The sequence below is a fragment of the Psychrobacter proteolyticus genome, from assembly GCF_039762275.1.
Taxonomy (GTDB): Bacteria; Pseudomonadota; Gammaproteobacteria; order Pseudomonadales; family Moraxellaceae; genus Psychrobacter; species Psychrobacter proteolyticus_C.
Genome location: NZ_JBDLOB010000001.1, coordinates 202,379 through 222,173 on the forward strand (window position 1 = coordinate 202,379; position 19,795 = coordinate 222,173).

Consider the following 19,795-nt stretch of genomic DNA (forward strand, 5'->3'; position numbering starts at 1 on the left):
TTATTAACACAGTTAGTAATAGAGGTTTTTAGTCAAATGGGCAAACTCTTATTCCCATTTACGCCAATATCCGCTATCATTTGCACCATTGAGTAACGAGATGATAGTTATAAGCTTTTTATAGTCATAATGTGGTTTTGAAGACCAATTTTAAGAAATTCAGTCTTTATAATTCAATTATCCAAACGCATTTACGTACTATAGAGCGTTGACTCATCATCAGCTTATCCATCAATCAACAAGGCAAGCGTAATAATGCAGCAAGCGATTAACAAATCCGAATTTATTAGTAATTTGAGTGCAAACTGTGACAACATGGCAGACACCGTGGTTGATGACGCAGTGCGTGAAATCTTAAACTTGATGACCCATACTTTAGCCAATGATGGCCGAGTCGAAGTTCGCGGATTCGGTAGTTTTTGTCTACATCACCGCCGTGCTCGTATGGGACGCAATCCTAAGACAGGTGAAAGCGTACCTGTACCGGCTAAAGCGATCCCACATTTTAAGCCAGGTAAGGCTCTACGCGAAGCAGTAAACGATACGGTAGCAAACGGTTAATTAAACCAGCACTGGCCATCTAACCGTCAAAATTTATCATTCCAAACAGAGGTAACTGTCTCATGCGCTTTCTACTATTTGTATTGCTATTTTTGAGCTTTGCCTATTCACTTGGTTTGGTATTGGCAAATAATACTGAGGTCGGAGTCAACCTACTGTTTTCGCAAGCACCTACGATGAATCTAGGGTTGCTACTTATTTTGTGTTTGATGCTAGGTATTGTTATTGGTATTTTACTGGCATTGCTTATCTTTCGTGTGCTGCAAAATAAGTGGGAAATCTCACGTCTGCAAAAAGCAAACGCAAATCTACAAGAGCAATTGACTCAAGCCAATACAGTTATCGATCGTCAAGCAAGCGCGCCGACAGTGAATGAAGCTGTTTATGGTGCTTCTGCTGCCAATGTGCAAAACACTGACGCAACTAGCCTAACCGAAGGCTCTACTCTGTCTAAGCGTAGACGAGATTAAGTCGTTAGGTAATCTTTTAGGTGGTCTGCTAGTTGATAGTTCAACGAACGCAGTACTGACCTCAAATACAATACTTTGATAACTTCAAAATATATGGTAAAACCATGAATAATGTAATTAACTCTCCAGTTATCGTCGCTCTAGACAATATGACGGTAGAGGCGTCTCTAGCGCTAGCTGACCAGTTAGATCCATCCCAATGTCGATTAAAAGTCGGTAAAGAGCTGTTTACCCGTTGTGGTCCTGATATCATCAAAGCATTGCATCAACGTGATTTTGAAGTGTTCTTAGACTTAAAATTCCATGACATTCCTAATACTACTGCCCAAGCAGTATTGGCTGCCGCTGAGCTTGGTGTCTGGATGGTGAATGTCCATGCTAGTGCAGGTCTAGAGGCCATGTCTCTGGCAAAACAGCGTTTGCTAGATAGAAATCTTGATACATTGCTTATTGCAGTTACCATATTGACCTCTATGGATAGTCAAGCGTTGATGCAGACAGGCATCACTGATAGCTTAGATACCCAAGTAAGCCGACTAGCACAACTGACTAAGCAAGCTGGTCTAGATGGTGTGGTGTGCTCGGCTCAAGAAGCAAAGGCACTTAAAGCATTATGTGGTCAGGATTTTAAACTGGTGACGCCTGGTATTCGCTTAGCTGAAGATAATGCAGATGATCAAAAACGTATCTGTACACCAAGTCAGGCGCTAATAGACGGTTCTGATTATTTAGTCATTGGTCGTTCAATCACTCAAGCTTCAGACCCTGCTGCTAAACTACAGACAATACTTCAAAGTATTTAAGTTTGAATAGACGTTAAGAAAAAAAGACAGCCTAAATGGCTGTCTTTTTACTTTTTGATGGTATAGAAAAAGCTGCTACACTACTTAAATTTATTCTTACAACCGTTCTAAAATATAATAACTATATTAAAAACGCTCATTTAGCTAAATATCAGTAGTACTGCTATGAGCGTTTATCGCTAATTAGATTTTTAATAATAACGCCACTAAATGATGTTGGATAATATGAAATTACAGATATTGAGTGACTTACATATTGATAGTTATGAACGTCAGTCGCACCCCGTTGGACATATTCCTAAAACTGATGCAGATTTAGTATTAGTAGCAGGGGACACTGCTAATAGCGACAAAGGTATGCCGTGGTTGCAAGAACAAGCGGCACGCTTAGAGGTTCCCCTGATTACTATCGCTGGTAATCATGAATACTTTGATGAAGATGTGTTGAGCTTTGACCATAAACTGAAAACTTGGGATAACTATGATGCTGTGTCTAAAAAAGGGGTTCGCGTCTTACAATGTCAGCATATCGATATCGGTGATATACGCCTTTTAGGTTGTACGCTTTGGACCGACTATCAGTATCATGCCAATGAAGACACTATGGCTGCTGCTCGTCATTTTATGCGTGACTACAAGCAAATCTACGCAGGCAATGAGCTGTTTTCGCCTGAAGTATCTATGCAGATTCATGCGGAGCATCGTCAGTGGCTACAGCAAGCTTTGATGGAATCTCATAAACTTGGTAAAAAAACAGTAGTCATGAGTCATCATAGCGTCAGTGCATTATCGGTGTCTGAAAAATATGCCAATCTACCGAGTAATGCGGCTTTCGTTAGTGACTTTTCAGGATGGATGCACGAGGATTGGGCACCGATGCTATGGGTACATGGACATACTCATGAAGCATTTGATTATAAAATTGGTAATACGCGAGTGATTGTCAATCCACGAGCCTATCCTAATGAGGTTAGTAGTACGGCATTAGAGTTTGCATGGGACAAGGTCATTGATATTGGCTAGGACCGTGTGTAAATATCTGGCAAATCTCGATTTATTCTAGACATAGATTCTTTTGAACAAAGTGTTTTTTTGAAAGAGTGCAGAATATTTAATAAGATATATTGCAACTAGATTTGTCTGTGGTTCATTCCTGATAAGAAATCTGCTAGGCTTGCTGTCATGAGTAAATATCTAAATAACACCCTGTCCAAAATATCTGCTGACAAGCTCGCGACTCACACCCCAAGCGCGCCTGCACCTTCGCACCTACCAGAGAGCATGATTTCCTCCGTCAGCCTATTGCCTGAAAATAAGCGGCTGATTCTATTTACTAGGCACTCTTTACGCGAGCGCTCTGATGGTAATGGCTTTGCTAGCTATCAGCTACCGTTGACTCCTAAAGGCCGTATACTGGCAAAGTCTTGGGGTCGTTGGTTATCAGGTCATCTACCATATTCGCTCGACGTCGATAGTATTTCTAGCCCCATTGGACGTTGTATCGATACCGCGCAGCTGATGCAAGAGGGGGCAGGACTACGGCGTGACATTACGCATCAATCATTGTTGGTTGAGCCTGGCAGTCTCGTCACTGAGCCTGAAATAGCCAATCCTGTGTTCAAAGAGATTGGCGTGCTGAACTTTATCAATCGTTTTTTGCAAGGCAATCTCGAAGGGACCAAAAATACCTATCAGGGCGGTTTGGATATTCTGTCTCTTTTTTATCAGAATCAGCCGCAGCATGGTCATCTGATGCTTGCTGTGAGTCATGACACATTGCTATCTGCGTTCTTAGCCGTCATGTTCGATGTGGTAGAGATTGATTGGAATGATTGGCCAAAAATGATGGAGGGCGTGTTCTTATGGTTCGATGATAAGCCCTTTGATCAAGCGAGCGCGCATTTCATCTGGCGAGGTCAGGTATATACTCGGCCGATTAGTTCATTATTAGACGGTTATCGTGCAGCTGGTTACCATCCTAGCAAATTGCTATTGCCGCCAGAAGTACAGTGGACTTGATGTTTTGTTCTTAATCGCAAATTGAAATGAGTTGATAGGGAAGCTGTTCATTGAATACGTTTTGAATAGGCATAAAAAAACCTTGCCACGGTATTAGAACCAGTGACAAGGTTTTAGTCATTACGCTATAAAAGCGAAATGCGGTCTAATCAATACAAATCTTAAGCTTGTAGGCCTTTGATTGTTTTGTTTAGGCGGCTCTTACGACGAGCAGCTTTATTCTTATGAATAATACCTTTGTCAGCCATACGATCAAGAACTGGTACCGCTTTTTTGTAAGCTTCGGTAGCCGCGTCATAATCTTTAGCTGCGATAGCCGCATCAACACGTTTTAAGTAAGTACGAACCATAGAGCGTTGTGACGCAGAGTTCTGACGACGTTTGGTGTTTTGACGGGCGCGTTTACGAGCTTGTGCAGTATTAGCCACGCGTATCTCCTTGATAAAGATAGATAAAAATATGAATGTTGATTGCAATAATGGGTTTAACAATCATCGGTGACGAGCAGCCGTCTCGTCAAATATGATGTCGATGTCTGATATTAAAGTATCTAATATGAATAGATCATCGTAAGCGTCAGAGCTGTTTGGAATAATTAAACAGCGTTGACGTGTAAAGCCGATTATCTTAGCAAATTATTGAACTAAGGACAATATATTTGATGATTAATGCTCAAAGAAGTTACGTAATATCATCGAATTTGGGTCATTCTAGTAACTAAATCAATAGTAAGCGCTGATAGACGTAGAGGGTTGATAAAATCTCTTACAATATATCCTATATAATAGCGTCAGTTATTGAGGAATTTAGGTATGATATTCTAACGATAGGCCTTAATATAGGTATTTTCTCATCAATATAGTTCATCTAATGTTATATAAGTGGATAGGGTATGCAGCGAAAAGCAATTGTGATTGGCGCAACAGGGTTAGTAGGGCAGCATTTGGTAAAGCAACTGAGTGAGCTTTATGACACATTGATTGTGATTGCTCGTCGCCCGCCACGCTACATTAATGCCAGCATGCGTTTTTATCAAATCAATGATTTTGATAATCTCTCTGAAGTGTTTGCAAGTGTTGGTGCCGATCGAACCACGGATGCTTTTAGTTGTTTGGGTACGACAAAAAAACAAGCTGGTAGTGATGAGGCTTTTCGCAAGGTAGATCGAGACTATAACGTAAATTTTGCCAAGCTGTGTCGTGATAAGGGAGTAGAGAATTTCTTTTTACTCTCCTCAATGAATGCGGATATTGACAGCCGTTTTTTATACAATCGAGTCAAGGCTGAGACAGAGCAAGCTGTTATGGCATTAGATTTTGGCCAATTGGTCGTCTTTCGTCCGTCATTATTGCTTGGTAAGCATAAAGGTCGTCCGCTTGAGAGCATTGGTCAAAAAGCCTTTAAACTCATTTCGCCGCTCGTGTCAGAGTCACTATCGTTACATCCTATTTCTGCTAAACGCGTTGCCAGTGCTATGGCCATGAGTGCTCATGATATTTACCATCGTAGTAAATATCGTACTGAACCTCAAATTAAGCATATCGACATTATCGAAAATAAGCAGATGCTAGCGATGACCCGTGTCAAAAAATAAAAGGACAGTTTTTCTAATGACAGACTTAGTCTTAGTCTCAAAGCTGGAAAGCTACAGATACCGATTGTTAATTGCATTGGGACAAAATTGCATTAGAACAAGAATATAAGAGTAAAAAACACAATAACTATTAACTATTATCAAAGCATCAATAAGTATTGAAACACCAGTCAGTTGAATCACTAAAACAAGGAGCAGGAGCAATGTCAGAATCGATACAAATGGATAGAGGGAATTTTGTCACTTGTGATCTATTGGATGCCAATCCTGAGTCTCAAGTATGCTTACCAAATATCGAAGGTAAGTCATTCCGTCAGTTTGGTGCAAAAGACAAATTCTGCGGTGAAATCGTGACGGTTAAATGCTTTGAAGACAATAGTCGTGTCAAATCTCTATTGAATAGCGATGGCAAAGACAAAGAAGGCAATGGCAAAGTATTGGTCGTTGATGGCGGCGGCTCTATGCGCTGTGCATTACTAGGCGATATGATTGCACAATCAGCTATCGACAACGGCTGGGCTGGAGTTATTGTATATGGTTGTGTCCGCGATGTTGATGACATGGCAGAGATGGATCTTGGGGTGATGGCGCTTGGTTGTATCCCGCGTAAATCGACCCGCCGAGATGAAGGTCAAACGGATATCGAAATCAGCTTCGGTGATTTGACGTTGAATTCTGGTATGTTCATTTATGCTGATAATAATGGCATTATTGCTAGCGATAAACCACTTATCAGCTGAAGTTTTAGGCTTGGCTTGATTAGCAAAAACGAAAACCTCAGCTGATAAGTTGGGGTTTTTTATTGTGTAATGACAGTTAAAGCGCAATAATCGTTGTTAACCCTCAATCGTTAATGAGTAAACTCTTAAGTGACAAACCGTTACGGCATAAGTTTTGGTAATTGCTCAAATATTCGTATAATAGCTTTCTGACTCCTTAACTTTGATCCTATTCTTTATGCCTATTACTGCTTTGACTGACGCGTTTGACCCTATTAACCAGCAGTTGTTTCCTATCCAAAATGCTGAGCGGCGTTGGCTAGCGCCTGTCCATGGTGCGGTCAGCAGTTTATGGTTGGCAAGCTTGGTGCAAACACCTATGTGGAATGTTGCCGAGCGCCTAAAAGTTGTGGTGGCACGTGACCAAAACCAACTCAATCAAATAGAGACTGAGCTGGCATTTTGTGGAGTCGATGCTTATGTGTTCCCTGACTGGGAGACACTGACTTATGATGAGCTATCTCCGCATCAAGACATCGTCAGTGAGCGTATCAATCTGTTGACGGATATGCCGAAATCGGGCGTGCTGCTTATTTCGATACAAGCCCTCATGCATCGCGTCGCACCGCCAAGCTGGTTAATTGGTCAGCATTTTGATTTAAGTGTTGGTGATCGGTTTGATATCAATACCCAACGTGGGCTTTTGGCAAAAGCAGGTTACCGAGCGGTTGAAAACGTTTTTGAGCCAGGTGAGTTTGCAGTACGTGGCAGTATTATTGATATTTTTGCCATGGGTCAACCTTTTCCGCTACGTTTAGACTTGTTCGATGACGAAATCGAAACCATTCGCTTTTTTCATCCTCAAACGCAGCGTACATTGACTGCTGATGATTTGAAGGCGATGTTAACGGGCAACGATACCAGTATGGCGAAAGAGTCATTGTCACTACTGCATAAGATGCCAGATATCTCTAAACCTATCGACCAATTTCAAATCTTGCCTGCCAAAGAGTTTCCGCTCGATGAAGGGCGTGAGACGTTTCGCACAAACTTTGCTGCGCTGTTCCCTAATACCAGCAGCCGTAAATCTGAGCTGCACAAAGACGTAATGGCAGGGATTGCTAGTAGCGGATTAGAGTATTATCAGCCGCTATTTTTTGACTTAAAAGACTGGGAGGCGGAGAGTAGTTTATTTTCCTATTTACCAAGCGATGCGTTGTTTATCACCGATGAATTAATTAATGAAAAACAAGCCGATTACTGGTCACAAATCCAGCGCCGCTACGAAGAGCGTCGCCATGATATTGATAAGCCTATCGTAGCGCCAGCAATGCTGTATCTATTATCTAACGCGCTTAACGAACAGCTCAATCAATATCCACGAGTTATATTAAGTGCTCGTGACGAACTGGCTACGATGAATGATGTGGGAGTGCCAGAAAGTATAGATGCCTCACAAATACCATTGCCATTGAGTGTCACTAAACAACAAGGACTGGTGACATTAAGTGCTCAAGAACCGCCACAATTAGCAGTCAATCATCAAAAATCTGAACCATTATCCGAATTGCTCGACTTCTTGGATACGCAATCAAAGACTTCGACACCCGTACTAATCGTTGCAGAAACCGCAGGCCGTCGCGAGATTCTCATTGAACTGTTCAAAGGCAAGATTGATATCAAAGCGTATGATAGCTTTGAGGCATTTTTAGCCGCAGATAAAACCAGCGCTATTAATAACAGTCATTTACCACATGTCGGTCTGACCGTAGCGCCAATTGAGCGCGGTGTCTATGTGCCTGAACGTTTGGTGTTGATTAGTGAGACACAGCTGTTCGGTCGTCAAGTCTTACAGACGCGCCGTCGTCGCCAAAGCGGGGTATCAGAAGAGTTCTTAGTTAAGAGCGTTACTGAGATAACAGATGGCAGTCCAGTGGTACATATTGAGCATGGTATCGGTCGTTATAATGGCTTGATTACCTTAGATGTGGGCGATGGTGAGCAAGAGTTTATCCACCTAAAATATTCTGATGACGCTAGTATCTATGTGCCAGTTGCCAATTTGCAAATGATTAGTCGCTATAGTGGCGGTGATCCTGCCTTAGCACCGCTACATAAGATTGGTAGTGGTAAATGGGATCGAGCCAAGCAAAAAGCATTGGAGCAAATTCATGACGTCGCTGCTGAATTGCTCAATATGCAGGCAAGACGTGAGGCTAAAGTTGGCATTCATTTCAAAATAGACCCATCGCAGTATGAGCTATTTGCCAGTCAGTTTGCCTTTGAAGAAACCGCCGACCAAGCCAATGCCATTCATGCCGTAATGGAAGACATGAGACAAAACCAACCGATGGATCGTCTTATTTGCGGCGATGTTGGTTTTGGTAAAACAGAAGTCGCGATGCGAGCGGCGTTTATTGCCGTTAGTGCTGGCTATCAGGTTGCCGTACTGGTGCCTACCACATTGCTTGCCGGTCAGCATGAAGACAATTTCCGCGATCGTTTTGCCGATTGGCCAGTTCGCATTGAAAGCTTATCGCGCTTTGGCGGCAAAAAACATCAAGAAATGGTATTGGCTGATTTGGCTGCTGGTAAAGTGGACATCGTCATTGGTACCCATAAACTGCTACAACCAGATGTGAAGTTTGCCAACCTTGGACTGATGATTGTGGATGAAGAGCATCGCTTTGGAGTACGTCATAAAGAGCGTATCAAGGCTATTCAGACAGATGTCGATAGCATGTCTATGACGGCGACTCCGATCCCTAGAACGCTAAATATGGCGCTCTCAGGTATGCGTGATATGTCGATTATCGCCACACCGCCTGCCCGTCGTCTTGCCATTAAAACTTTTGTGATGCAAAAGACAGAAGCCTTGATGAAAGAAGCCATATTGCGCGAGCTTCTGCGTGGTGGGCAGGTCTATCTACTACATAATGACGTTGCTAGTATCGAGCGTATGGCAGAGACTATTCGTGACCTAGTGCCAGAAGCGCGAGTAGGGGTAGCCCATGGGCAAATGCAAGAGCGCCAACTTGAGCAGATTATGCAGCAGTTTTATCATAAAAAGTTCAACGTGTTGGTTTGCTCTACCATTATCGAAACGGGTATTGATGTGCCCAATGCCAATACAATTATCATTGAGCGCGCTGATAAGTTTGGTCTGGCGCAATTGCATCAGCTGCGTGGCCGAGTAGGACGTAGTCATCATCAAGCGTATTGTTACTTACTAGTGCCTTCTCTGAAAGGCCTCAAAGGTGATGCCAAGCGCCGTTTGCATGCGATTGAGCGTGCCAATACGTTAGGTGCAGGCTTTATGCTGGCAAGTGAGGATTTAGAGATTCGCGGCGCAGGGGAGATATTGGGTAAGCAGCAGAGTGGCAATATGCAGGCGATAGGTTTTAGTTTATACATGGATATGCTTGAGCGTGCGACTAAAGCCATTAAAGCTGGCAAGGAGCCTGATTTAAATACACCATTGTCGCTAACCAGTGAAATTAATCTACATAGCTCTGCTCTCATTCCAGAAGAGTATCTACATGACGTGCATCAGCGCTTATTGTTTTACAAACGTATTAGCAATACCGATGATAAAGAGGCATTGACGGATATTCGCACGGAAATGATAGACCGCTTCGGTGCACTGCCAGATCAAACCAAGCAGCTATTCGCCATTCATGGATTACGCTTACAAGCAGAGCCGCTCAAGATTAACAAAATTGATGCCAATAGTACTAGTATGACGCTGGAATTTGCGCCAGATACTCCAGTTGATGCGTTAGCGATTATTAAGTTGATCCAATCAAATGGTCAGCATTATCGTATGAATGGCGCATCTGGTATCCGTTACCAAAATAGCGATAAATTGGCCACACCGCAACAGCGTGTGACGGTCATACAAGAGCTGCTGCGCTATTTTAGCGAGCACATGGTGACAGAGCATGTTTAGTACATAGCTGGATATCAAGTAGATTAGGTAGTCACTCCAAGACAATAAATCATGGTGCTATTTTATCAACCCGATAACTGATAAAATAGCCGAACTAACTTTTGAACCTTCTGTATTTTATTTGCATTAAACAACAAGAGAACCGTCATTATGTTCCAACTTCATCATAAACTTGCTGCTGATAGTTTTTTAGTGGGGGATTTTCCATTATCCACTTGTCGTTTAATCAATGACTGCCAATTTCCTTGGCTTATATTGGTGCCGCGTGTATCTGGTATTAAAGAGTTATATGAATTGTCTGAGGCAGACCAAACACAGTTCTTACGAGAGTCCAGCTGGTTATCGAGCCAGTTAGCTAAAACCTTTCAAGCCGATAAAATGAATGTAGCCGCTCTTGGTAATCAAGTGCCACAGCTTCATTTTCATCACATTGTCCGTTATCAAAATGATATGCAATGGCCAAACCCAGTATGGGGTGTGCCAGCTGTGCCATATACTAGAGAAGTGTTGGCGCAAATGCAGCAAACATTGATGATGGCATTACGTGGTCATCACCAAATGCCGTTTGATTGGCAAATGTAATTATAAATCTATCCTGCGTTTAATAAGAATAGATTGAACCTAAATTCTATATGTAAAAAGAGAGGCCAGATACTTAAATGTATCTGGTCTCTCTTTTTATTTAAATTTGAATAAAAGTGTAACGGAGGGAATAAACTAGACAAAAGGTCGCCTTTTAATCATCAGTAACCTTGTTTTACCTTATTTCAAAAGTATAATATATTATTAGATATATCTTATGATAAATCGTCATAAGGACAAATAACGTACATATGTTAGTGTAGTATGCCTTTGTCTCTCAGATAGCTCACCTTATTTAAGTGAATCTCATATGACCTTCTCAGAGACATTCAAACCAATGACACCGTTAAAGGACACCGGGACCTGTCGTTTTGACTATCCAGAAGTGTTCGTGTTAATACTGACGGTTGTGTTACGTGCTATATACTACGACTTCCGCTCTATCTCAATGGCACTATTGGTTATTATTACATTGCCAAGCCTCATGATCCTGATATACAACTACCGACGCCAGACCAGCTTTTGGACGTCTAACATCGTTATTATTCTATTATCGGTTGTCATCGGCTCGCTACAATGTTGTACAGTCATATCAATCAGCTTGGCTGCTTTGATTGGTGTACGTATCATTCTTAGCCGACCTGAGAATCACCTCAGACTGTTATCTGTATCTGTCGTGACGATTATTGTATTTTACTACGTTAGCATAGTCCTAGATGCGAATAGTATGGGCTTTGATGAGGGCTTATTACCATTGATAGTAATGGTGGCAAGCTTAGGCGTTATTTTGTATCAGTTCTGGCGTATATATCAAGAGTACATTGGTTATAAGGCTTCTGCCCATAAGGCAGGGGGACGCCTAAGCACAATGGTATCAGTGATCAATAAGCTGACCCGTTTTGTACCACCTCAAATTTGGGAGCCTATTGTCAAATCGGATAGCCCCGTTAGTGTTTCTAATAAGCGCGCAAAAATAACTATCATGTTTTCAGATATTGTCGGCTTTACCGAACTGTCTGATAGTCTAAGCTCTGACAACTTGTCAGACATTCTCAATACTTATATGCATTGTATGACGTCAATCGCTGATAAACATGGCGCAGTGCTTGATAAGTTTATTGGTGATGGCATGGTATGTTTCTTTGGTGAGCCTAATAGCCGCGGCTCGCGTCAAGATGCCTTAGATTGTGTGGCGATGGCAATTGATATGCGCCGAGAAATGCGCACCTTACGCCAGAAATGGCGATTAATGGGGTTTGAAGGCTTATATATACGTATTGGTATCACCACTGGCTACTGTCATGTTGGTAATTTTGGTAGTAATAGTCGATTAAGCTATACCATCATTGGCAAAGAAGCCAACCTAGCTTCTAGGCTTGAGTCCTGTGCGGGCAAAGATCAGATATTGGTCAGTGAAAGCACTTACGATTATATTTGCCATAACTATGAGTGCGAGCACGTTGCCGCATTTTGCTTAAAGGGTATTGATGAAAAGGTCGATGCATGGCAAGTACTTGACCCTAGTGCCAGTACAGGTCATTTGTCTAAATGGGTTGACCACACATTGCCTGGTTTCAATTTGCATTTGAACTTTAAAGATATGAAAGACAATGATTATCAAGATATTAGAGCTCGTTTAAATTTTGCGCTGGAACGCATCGAGCAAGAGGAAGAAAAAGTAGTAAAGAGCATAGCAGCAGAAAGTAAGCGTGAGGATGCCAATCGCAAGTAAGTGTTTTAAGTCTATCGTCTTAAAATTATATATAGAAAAAGGCCAGCTATGTGATAGCTGGCCTTTTTTAATCTTAACTAGAAAGTATCATCAGTGTTTAATGATTTTCTTTAGCATGGTTGAGGGTATATTTAGGAACTTCGATAGTCAAATCCTCATCATCAAGCATGACCTGACAAGACAGACGTGAATCAGGCTCTAGTCCCCAAGCACGATCAAGTAGATCCGCCTCGATATCATCCATCTCATCTAAACTGTTGAAACCCTTACGTACTACAACATGGCATGTGGTACAAGCTTTTGACATCTCACAAGCATGCTCGATTTTAATGCCTTTTTCTAATAGTGCTTTGCATAAGTTTTCACCAGCTTGTAGCTCAACTTCTGCGCCTTCAGGGCAAATTTCGTGGTGGGGTAGTACGGTAACTTTTGGCATAAATTATCTGTCCGATGCTAATCAATTTAAAAAATATTAGAAATTAGCTTAACGTGTTAGCTAAGCTATATATGTCGATGTATTTATTACCAGTCTTTGGCACTAGTACCGGCCATACTGGTCTTGACGCTTTGATTCATAATAAGTGCAGCAAAGGCATCACTATGTGGCTTGAGCTGTGCTTGTTGTGCTTCAATAAGCGCTAAATCATCAGTGCTAAGAGAGTTACGTAGCGCTTGTATATGCTCTGCTAGTGACTGTTGTTCTTCAGTAGAAAGCAACGCCGCAAATTCGTTAAGTGCCGACTCTAGGGCAAGTACTTCACGTTCCGCTTCCACTTTGGTCTCAATTAAAGACCGCGCGTTTTTGTCTTCTTCTGCGTGTTTAAACCCTGCAATCAGCAACTGTTCTTTTTGTTCATCTGATAGACCATAAGAAGGTACAATCTCGATTTTGCTTTCTGTTTTGGTCGTAGTTTCTTGTGCACTGACAGTAAGCTGACCGTTAGCGTCGATGCTAAAGGTAACTTCGATACGAGCAAACCCAGCTTTCATTGGCGGGATGCCATACAGCTCAAAACGTCCAAGTGAACGACAGTTTTCCACCGTTTCACGCTCACCTTGCACCACATGAATCACCATGCCTGTTTGACCATCTTGATAAGTGGTAAACACCTGACGTTTCTTCACAGGGATAGGCGTGTTGCGTGGGATGAGTACTTCAACCAAACCGCCCATGGTCTCAAGACCTAATGATAATGGTGTTACGTCCAATAATAATAAATTATTATCACTATCGCCATTAACCAGTTGGTGAGCAGTCTGGGCAGCACCTAAAGCAACTACCTCATCTGGATTCAGACGGCAAAGTGGCTGCTTAGCAAAAAACTCAGTCACGACTTGCTGTACGGCAGGCATACGAGTCGAACCGCCCACTAAGATAACTTCATCTAGATCTGTAGTAGATAACTTGGCATCGCGTAGGACTTGTTCACACACACTGAGCGTACGGCGACTAACAGGCTCTACGATAGTTAGTACATCTGTACGGCTTAATACGCCTTGATAAGACTGACCATTAACAACCACATTGATGTCCACTTGCTCAGCGTCAGTCAATGCTTGTTTATAAGTTTTGGCTTGTTGAGCTAGTATTGATTTGTCATGCAGGCTTACGTCTTTTGGATCGATATTTAATTGTTTAATGATCCAATTGGTAATAAGACGATCAATATCGTCACCGCCTAGTGCGCTATTACCACCAGTTGCTAATACTTCAAAGACGCCATCGGTAAGCTTTAAGATAGAGACGTCAAAAGTACCACCGCCCAAATCATAGATTAAGTAATAGCTCTCTTTTTTATTGTCTTCTGATGATTGGTCAAGACCATAAGCGACTGCCGCCGCTGTTGGTTCATTGAGTAAGCGAAGTACGTTGATACCCGCTGCTTGAGCGGCATCTTTGGTTGCTTGACGCTGTGCTTCATCAAAATAAGCGGGAACCGTAATCACGGCACCTTCAATGCTATCTGCAGGTAAGGCGCTTGCTGCACGTTGCTCAAGAGCGGCTAAGATACGCGCTGATACTGCAACAGGAGAAATCTCACCTTGAGCAGTTACAAAGGCGGGCATATCATCTTTATTACCAGACAACTCATAAGGATGAGAGAATTTGATATCAGCTTGACTACGACCCATAAAACGCTTAGCCGAGACGATCGTATTTTTTGGATCATCCGCTAAATGCGCTAGGGCATCATAGCCAACCAATGGCGTACCAGTCGCTGGATAATAGACAACAGACGGTAATAATGTATCTGTCGCTGACCCTGCCTCTAAGACTTGTGCCTTACCTGAACGCACCACAGCAACCAACGAGCGTGTAGTACCGAGGTCGATGCCCAAGCCAAATTTATGTTGGTGAGGTTGAGCGCTTTGATTGGGTTCAGCAATTTGCATTAAAGACATAAGGATAACTCAGAGATAAAATGAATAAGTGAAATGGAGCAAATATAGCATATGTAGTACGAGAGCTTAACATCGGTAATCTCATTCCATAAAGAGGATAGATTCTGATAGTTTAATGCGCTTAGACTCAAAGATTATACGGTATCAAGGTCACTATTTTAACCAAATATATAGAATTTAGCTTGATAGTGAGAGCCATAACCACAGATATTTAGACGTATAAGTCATCGTCATCTGAATGCGATGAATTTGCAACATCATCAAGCCCAGTTGTCACATCAGCATTTAGCTTAACTAAAAATTTTAGTTTCTGTGTCGCATCAATCGCTGTTTGCCAATCTTGATTTTGATAAGCATTATTAAAGCGTTCAGATTGCTTTGCTAGGCGCTCTGTAATTTGAGGGTGTAATTGCTGCAAGGCTGCAAGATCTTTGTCTTCGATAGCATCATCTAGATCCATACGCATCTGCATCGCATCTTCTAAAAAGTCCAAGTCTGCGATTGAGTGCTCTATGTTTTGTGCTTGATCTGCCATGTCTAATAAATAACCAGCACGACTATCAGGAGCGCTTAGAGTCTGATACGCTTGATTGATTAAAGCCGACGCTTTTTCAGACTGCAACTGTGCTTGAACCATATCGGTCTGATTTTTGGCAACATTATCAGGATGATAGCGTTTCTGCAGCAAGCGCAAACGTTGCTCTAGATTGCTTTGGTTGATTTCAAATTGTACAGGCTGCTCAAATAGGGCAAAGAAGTTATCAAACTGTGGTTCTGAAGTAATATCTGTCATAATCTGATGCCTTGCTTTTTTATTTATTTTTGAAGTCATGACCTAGCTAAGAATACTGAATCGCTTGGCTATTCAACTACATTAACCTTTCTTCATAGCGATAGTAGAGATACTGCACTATTTTTATGCAAGTTTGTTGAAGCACAAATCTATCAGTTTTCAGCCATTGAACCATTAAACTGTGAAAGACTCACCGCAACCACATTCACCTTTCTGGTTAGGGTTGGTGAATTTAAAGCCTTCGTTTAGACCTTCTTTTTCATAATCCATTAACAAGCCGTCTAAATATACTAGGCTTTTAGGATCAATAAAGATGCTAACGCCGCGACTTTCATAACGCGTATCGTTTTCATCAGGGGTATCTACAAACTCTAAAACGTAAGCCAAGCCCGAGCAACCCGCCGTACGGATACCAACTCGAATGCCTTCGCCTTTGCCGCGATTGTCCAAAAAGTCTCGAACATGCTGAGCGGCGCGTTCTGTCATTTCAATCATGCCAACTCCCATTGACTATTAATCATAAATATCAATAAAAAAATCTAGATAAACTGACAACCAGAATTACAAGATTGCCAAAACAATAGGCTTGCGACTATTAGAAAACAAAAGGTGACAATTACATAAGTGTCATTGTCACCTCTTTAGCGTCAGTAGCGATTACACATTGCTACTTTAGCGTTGCTAGTACAACGTAGCGCATACGCTAGCAGGTTTAACCTAGCTTAGATCACAGCTTCTTCTGCTGGAGCTGCTACGCCATGCTTACTTTTATAGTCGCTAATAGCGGCTTTGATGGCGTCTTCTGCAAGTACAGAGCAATGCACTTTTACTGGTGGTAATGCTAGCTCTTGAGCGATATCGTTGTTTTTGATTTCGCCAGCTTGATCCAAGCTCTTGCCTTTTAGCCACTCAGTAACAAGCGAGCTTGAAGCAATCGCTGAACCGCAGCCATAAGTCTTGAAACGTGCATCTTCGATAATGCCATTATCGTCGACTTGGATTTGTAGACGCATTACATCACCACATGCTGGGGCACCGACCATACCGGTACCAACGTTTTTGGCGTTTTTATCAAGATTACCAACGTTGCGTGGGTTTTCGTAATGATCAATAACTTGGTCACTATAGGCCATGGGGTTTTCTCCTAGTTAGATGATGAGTAGTCGTTTATCAACTTTAAATGTCTAACTACTCATCGATAATTGGGGTCAAACGCTTAATTTAATTGTCTGATCAATTGTTTAATAAATATATATATTGCTAGCTATACTAAAAAGCTATATTAGAAATTAATGCTCAGCCCACTCGACTGAGTTTAAATCAACACCTTCTTGGTACATATCCCAAAGTGGTGATAGGGCACGTAATTTATCAACAGCTTCATGCATCTGTTTGATAACAGTATCGATGTCTTCGTCAGTAGTATAACGGCCAAAGCTAAAGCGGATTGAGCTATGTGCCAATTCATCTGGACGACCGATTGCACGTAGTACATATGATGGCTCAAGCGTTGCTGAGGTACAGGCTGAACCTGATGATACCGCTAGGTCTTTAAGTGACATCATCAATGACTCGCCTTCAACGAAGTTAAAGCTGATGTTTACGATGTTTGGTACGCTATTCTCAAGATCACCATTTAAATAAATCTCTTCGATGTCTTGTAGGCCATCCCAAAGTTTTTGACGTAATTTGGCTGCATGTGCATGGTCAGCTTCATAGCTTTCATTAGCTAAAGCAAATGCTGCGCCTAGACCAACGATCTGATGCGTTGGTAGTGTACCTGAACGCATACCGCGCTCATGACCACCGCCATGTTGCTCAGCTTTCAAGCGGATACGTGGCTTACGACGAACAAACAATGCGCCGATACCTTTAGGGCCATATGCTTTATGGCCTGAGAAGCTCATCAAATCAATTTTCATTTCTTCAAGATTGATTTTTACTTTACCAACAGACTGTGCGCCATCAACATGGAAAACTACGCCAGCTTCGCGAGTGATTTCACCAATCGCTGCAACATCAGTAATAGTACCAAGCTCATTGTTTACCATCATAAGTGATACTAAAATCGTATCATCACGTAGTGCTTCTTTTACTTGCTCTGGCAGGATAAGACCTGTGCTTGGCTGTGGTTCAAGATACGTAATCTCAAAACCTTCCTGCTCAAGCTCACGGCAAGTATCTAATACAGCTTTGTGCTCAATTTTACTGGTAATGATATGTTTGCCACGAGACTGATAGAAATGTGCTGCACCTTTAATAGCTAGGTTGTCAGACTCAGTTGCGCCAGAAGTAAAGACGATTTCGCGTGGATCAGCGTTGATTACTTCAGCAACTTGACCGCGAGCAGTTTCTACTGCTTCTTCCGCTTGCCAGCCGTAACCATGTGAGCGTGAAGCTGGGTTACCAAAGACACCATCTACAGTCAAATACTCGCTCATTTTAGCAGCTACTGATTTAGCAACTGGGGTAGTGGCGGCATAATCTAAGTATATAAGGTTGTTATGTTGGCTCATGCTGGGTTTGCCTCGCTGTTCGATAGAGTAATAGTATTAATGTCTTTTATGGAAATATCTTTTGTAGAGGTGTGCTGACGCTCTGAGACTGACTGCACGTTTTCCATATCTAATAATTGCGCTAATGTTATATTTTTCAAGTACTGTTCGATATGATTTGATAGTGCACACCACAGATCGTGAGTTAGGCACATTGTACCACCTTGACAGTCACCGCGTCCTTCACATTGCATCGCGTTCACTGACTCATCAACCGCAGATATGATGCTCATCACATCTATCTCATTCAATGGCTTAGCTAAGTGATAACCACCTGCAGCACCGCGAATACTCGTGACAAGGCCGCGTTTGCGGAGTTTAGAAAATAACTGTTCAAGATACGAGATTGAAATCGATTGCCGTTTGGCGATATCGGATAATGATACAGCACTGTCTTGTTGGCTGGTCTGTAATGCCAAATCTAATAATGCGGTAACAGCGTATCTGCCCCGAGTAGTCAAACGCATGTGTTATCTCCAAACTTGATATCATTTATGTTTAACAACGATCTTAGCCAAAAAATTTAATAAATACTCATAAGGTAAAAAGAGCAATCAATAATACGTCAGCTAAGTTTTGTCTTATCGTTATTGAACAACAGATGATTAACCCGATGTGTGCAACGATTAAGGTAATTATACTTAATCCCGAGTAATTTAGTCAAGATTAAAGTGTGGTTCAATGGTTAATCAAGCTTATTGCTGTAATTGATAAAAACAATGATGTCTAGAAGAGATATATGAGTGAGACATAAGCAGCTTAATTTGTCTGCTCAGATATATTTAATGAAATAAAAAATAAGCGTTCAATATCTATAGAAGACATTGAACGCTTATTTATAGGTAATTCAGCGAACCAAAACTAGTTCATCAGTAGTGCGATGACTGAGCCGATCATAATGACGAGGGCGACAACAGTGACAATCATCAACGTTTTTTGCTTGCTCTGAAGCTCTCTCACGGTTGTTTCAAGTTCACGGTTTTTAATGGTCAAGGTATTAATCTGTGTTTGCTGTTCTTTAATACGCAGTTTGTAGTTGTTCTTTTTTTCTTCTAAATCAGCTTCGGTAGGTTTGGCTTTAGTCTTGCCACCCTTTATCTTTTTGATCAGCCCCTGAATCAAGCTGCCAAGCCCAAGTTGCATAATAAACTGTTTGACCAGTTGTACTTGAATCGACTCACCGCGCATCTGTAGCTTTTCAGTGGTTTCGCTATCATGAGTCGTGATGGCGTTGATAACTTGAATGCTGTAGGCATTGATAACCACGTCAGGCTCACTACGACCAATCGGCAGCTGGGCATCTAGTAACACACCTTTGGTACTAAAGGTGGCAAATACTTCTACATGCGGTAAATACAGGCGAAGCGCCACCACGGTGCCTTGCTTGGCGAGCGGATAAGCGGCCTTACGCAGTTCAGGATCCAAACGTAACAGTAATGTCAGCGCCGACTCGATAAATACTAAAATGATATTAAGAAAAGAGTGAGACAACGTAGAACGCTTCATGTAAGTAATCCGTTTTTTATTTAGCAAGTTTTAGATATTTAGCAAACAGAAGTCTGTATTTGCCCAAGACTTGCAGTGATATTTTGCTTATAGTAACGTCTTTATAATA

The 19,795-nt window shown here is 41.8% G+C and carries 19 protein-coding genes; 10 read left to right on the plus strand and 9 right to left on the minus strand.

The features are described from left to right. Positions 1-255 precede the first annotated feature (255 nt). The 5 genes from ABFV72_RS00795 to ABFV72_RS00815 all read left to right on the plus strand — a co-directional run bounded on the left by ABFV72_RS00795 (position 256) and on the right by ABFV72_RS00815 (position 3,853). Positions 256-561 carry an integration host factor subunit beta gene (locus ABFV72_RS00795; protein WP_057759195.1) on the plus strand — a complete coding sequence of 102 codons (306 nt, stop codon included), beginning with the start codon at positions 256-258 and terminating at the stop codon, positions 559-561. Between the two features lie 62 nt (positions 562-623). Next, complete coding sequence (locus tag ABFV72_RS00800) at positions 624-1,031, plus strand: lipopolysaccharide assembly protein LapA domain-containing protein (RefSeq protein WP_347161853.1); 408 nt, start codon at positions 624-626, stop codon at positions 1,029-1,031. Positions 1,032-1,135: 104 nt separating this feature from the next. After that, positions 1,136-1,834 (plus strand): orotidine-5'-phosphate decarboxylase, encoded by a 699-nt coding sequence (gene pyrF / locus ABFV72_RS00805; protein WP_347161855.1) that lies wholly within the window; start codon positions 1,136-1,138, stop codon positions 1,832-1,834. A gap of 225 nt (positions 1,835-2,059) precedes the next feature. Next, on the plus strand, positions 2,060-2,857 hold the full coding sequence (locus tag ABFV72_RS00810) for a metallophosphoesterase (RefSeq protein ID WP_347161857.1): 798 nt from the start codon (positions 2,060-2,062) through the stop codon (positions 2,855-2,857). Between the two features lie 159 nt (positions 2,858-3,016). Further along, positions 3,017-3,853, plus strand: coding sequence for a histidine phosphatase family protein (locus tag ABFV72_RS00815; protein WP_347161859.1), 837 nt, complete (start codon positions 3,017-3,019; stop codon positions 3,851-3,853). 161 nt (positions 3,854-4,014) lie between these two features. On the opposite strand, the gene rpsT is transcribed toward ABFV72_RS00815, so the two are convergent. Continuing rightward, positions 4,015-4,281 carry a 30S ribosomal protein S20 gene (rpsT, locus tag ABFV72_RS00820; protein WP_010200097.1) on the minus strand — a complete coding sequence of 89 codons (267 nt, stop codon included), beginning with the start codon at positions 4,279-4,281 and terminating at the stop codon, positions 4,015-4,017. A gap of 464 nt (positions 4,282-4,745) precedes the next feature. Here rpsT and ABFV72_RS00825 point away from each other — a divergent pair, with 464 nt between their 5' ends. The 5 genes from ABFV72_RS00825 to ABFV72_RS00845 all read left to right on the plus strand — a co-directional run bounded on the left by ABFV72_RS00825 (position 4,746) and on the right by ABFV72_RS00845 (position 12,429). After that, positions 4,746-5,447 (plus strand): NAD-dependent epimerase/dehydratase family protein, encoded by a 702-nt coding sequence (locus ABFV72_RS00825; RefSeq protein WP_057759204.1) that lies wholly within the window; start codon positions 4,746-4,748, stop codon positions 5,445-5,447. A 203-nt stretch (positions 5,448-5,650) separates the two neighbouring features. After that, the gene (gene rraA / locus ABFV72_RS00830) at positions 5,651-6,187 is read left to right on the plus strand and encodes a ribonuclease E activity regulator RraA (RefSeq protein WP_347161862.1); all 537 of its coding nucleotides are present in this window, start codon (positions 5,651-5,653) and stop codon (positions 6,185-6,187) included. 217 nt (positions 6,188-6,404) lie between these two features. Further along, positions 6,405-10,115 carry a transcription-repair coupling factor gene (gene mfd, locus ABFV72_RS00835; RefSeq protein ID WP_347161863.1) on the plus strand — a complete coding sequence of 1,237 codons (3,711 nt, stop codon included), beginning with the start codon at positions 6,405-6,407 and terminating at the stop codon, positions 10,113-10,115. A 150-nt stretch (positions 10,116-10,265) separates the two neighbouring features. After that, complete coding sequence (locus tag ABFV72_RS00840) at positions 10,266-10,697, plus strand: HIT family protein (protein WP_347161865.1); 432 nt, start codon at positions 10,266-10,268, stop codon at positions 10,695-10,697. Positions 10,698-11,007: 310 nt separating this feature from the next. Next, a complete protein-coding gene (locus ABFV72_RS00845) occupies positions 11,008-12,429 on the plus strand; it encodes an adenylate/guanylate cyclase domain-containing protein (protein ID WP_347161867.1) in 1,422 nt (473 codons plus the stop codon). A gap of 97 nt (positions 12,430-12,526) precedes the next feature. Here ABFV72_RS00845 and fdx read toward each other — a convergent pair whose 3' ends face one another. The 8 genes from fdx to ABFV72_RS00885 form a co-directional block, all read right to left on the minus strand. Further along, entirely contained in the window at positions 12,527-12,865 is a 339-nt protein-coding gene (gene fdx, locus ABFV72_RS00850) for an ISC system 2Fe-2S type ferredoxin (RefSeq protein WP_101206134.1), read from the minus strand. 86 nt (positions 12,866-12,951) lie between these two features. Next, positions 12,952-14,832, minus strand: coding sequence for a Fe-S protein assembly chaperone HscA (hscA, locus tag ABFV72_RS00855; RefSeq protein WP_347161869.1), 1,881 nt, complete (start codon positions 14,830-14,832; stop codon positions 12,952-12,954). Between the two features lie 211 nt (positions 14,833-15,043). Beyond that, complete coding sequence (gene hscB, locus ABFV72_RS00860; protein WP_347161871.1) at positions 15,044-15,625, minus strand: Fe-S protein assembly co-chaperone HscB; 582 nt, start codon at positions 15,623-15,625, stop codon at positions 15,044-15,046. 174 nt (positions 15,626-15,799) lie between these two features. After that, the gene (gene iscA, locus ABFV72_RS00865; protein ID WP_021814983.1) at positions 15,800-16,120 is read right to left on the minus strand and encodes an iron-sulfur cluster assembly protein IscA; all 321 of its coding nucleotides are present in this window, start codon (positions 16,118-16,120) and stop codon (positions 15,800-15,802) included. Positions 16,121-16,347: 227 nt separating this feature from the next. Continuing rightward, the gene (gene iscU / locus ABFV72_RS00870; protein WP_347161873.1) at positions 16,348-16,758 is read right to left on the minus strand and encodes a Fe-S cluster assembly scaffold IscU; all 411 of its coding nucleotides are present in this window, start codon (positions 16,756-16,758) and stop codon (positions 16,348-16,350) included. 156 nt (positions 16,759-16,914) lie between these two features. Beyond that, positions 16,915-18,141: an IscS subfamily cysteine desulfurase gene (locus tag ABFV72_RS00875; protein WP_057759220.1), complete on the minus strand. Its 1,227-nt coding sequence runs from the start codon at positions 18,139-18,141 to the stop codon at positions 16,915-16,917. Further along, the gene (locus ABFV72_RS00880; protein WP_057759222.1) at positions 18,138-18,647 is read right to left on the minus strand and encodes an Rrf2 family transcriptional regulator; all 510 of its coding nucleotides are present in this window, start codon (positions 18,645-18,647) and stop codon (positions 18,138-18,140) included. The genes ABFV72_RS00875 and ABFV72_RS00880 overlap by 4 nt, the downstream gene beginning before the upstream one ends. A gap of 394 nt (positions 18,648-19,041) precedes the next feature. Continuing rightward, complete coding sequence (locus ABFV72_RS00885; RefSeq protein WP_347161876.1) at positions 19,042-19,686, minus strand: hypothetical protein; 645 nt, start codon at positions 19,684-19,686, stop codon at positions 19,042-19,044. Between the last annotated feature and the right edge of the window lie 109 nt (positions 19,687-19,795).

Excerpts from the sequence above, each read along its gene's own strand:
- ABFV72_RS00795 (WP_057759195.1), top strand. The coding sequence starts at position 256 with ATGCAGCAAGCGATTAACAAATCCGAATTTATTAGTAATTTGAGTGCA.
- ABFV72_RS00800 (WP_347161853.1), top strand. The coding sequence starts at position 624 with ATGCGCTTTCTACTATTTGTATTGCTATTTTTGAGCTTTGCCTATTCA.
- pyrF (WP_347161855.1), top strand. The coding sequence starts at position 1,136 with ATGAATAATGTAATTAACTCTCCAGTTATCGTCGCTCTAGACAATATG.
- ABFV72_RS00810 (WP_347161857.1), top strand. The coding sequence starts at position 2,060 with ATGAAATTACAGATATTGAGTGACTTACATATTGATAGTTATGAACGT.
- ABFV72_RS00815 (WP_347161859.1), top strand. The coding sequence starts at position 3,017 with ATGAGTAAATATCTAAATAACACCCTGTCCAAAATATCTGCTGACAAG.
- ABFV72_RS00825 (WP_057759204.1), top strand. The coding sequence starts at position 4,746 with ATGCAGCGAAAAGCAATTGTGATTGGCGCAACAGGGTTAGTAGGGCAG.
- rraA (WP_347161862.1), top strand. The coding sequence starts at position 5,651 with ATGTCAGAATCGATACAAATGGATAGAGGGAATTTTGTCACTTGTGAT.
- mfd (WP_347161863.1), top strand. The coding sequence starts at position 6,405 with ATGCCTATTACTGCTTTGACTGACGCGTTTGACCCTATTAACCAGCAG.
- ABFV72_RS00840 (WP_347161865.1), top strand. The coding sequence starts at position 10,266 with ATGTTCCAACTTCATCATAAACTTGCTGCTGATAGTTTTTTAGTGGGG.
- ABFV72_RS00845 (WP_347161867.1), top strand. The coding sequence starts at position 11,008 with ATGACCTTCTCAGAGACATTCAAACCAATGACACCGTTAAAGGACACC.
- fdx (WP_101206134.1), bottom strand. The coding sequence starts at position 12,865 with ATGCCAAAAGTTACCGTACTACCCCACCACGAAATTTGCCCTGAAGGC.
- hscA (WP_347161869.1), bottom strand. The coding sequence starts at position 14,832 with ATGTCTTTAATGCAAATTGCTGAACCCAATCAAAGCGCTCAACCTCAC.
- hscB (WP_347161871.1), bottom strand. The coding sequence starts at position 15,625 with ATGACAGATATTACTTCAGAACCACAGTTTGATAACTTCTTTGCCCTA.
- iscA (WP_021814983.1), bottom strand. The coding sequence starts at position 16,120 with ATGATTGAAATGACAGAACGCGCCGCTCAGCATGTTCGAGACTTTTTG.
- iscU (WP_347161873.1), bottom strand. The coding sequence starts at position 16,758 with ATGGCCTATAGTGACCAAGTTATTGATCATTACGAAAACCCACGCAAC.
- ABFV72_RS00875 (WP_057759220.1), bottom strand. The coding sequence starts at position 18,141 with ATGAGCCAACATAACAACCTTATATACTTAGATTATGCCGCCACTACC.
- ABFV72_RS00880 (WP_057759222.1), bottom strand. The coding sequence starts at position 18,647 with ATGCGTTTGACTACTCGGGGCAGATACGCTGTTACCGCATTATTAGAT.
- ABFV72_RS00885 (WP_347161876.1), bottom strand. The coding sequence starts at position 19,686 with ATGAAGCGTTCTACGTTGTCTCACTCTTTTCTTAATATCATTTTAGTA.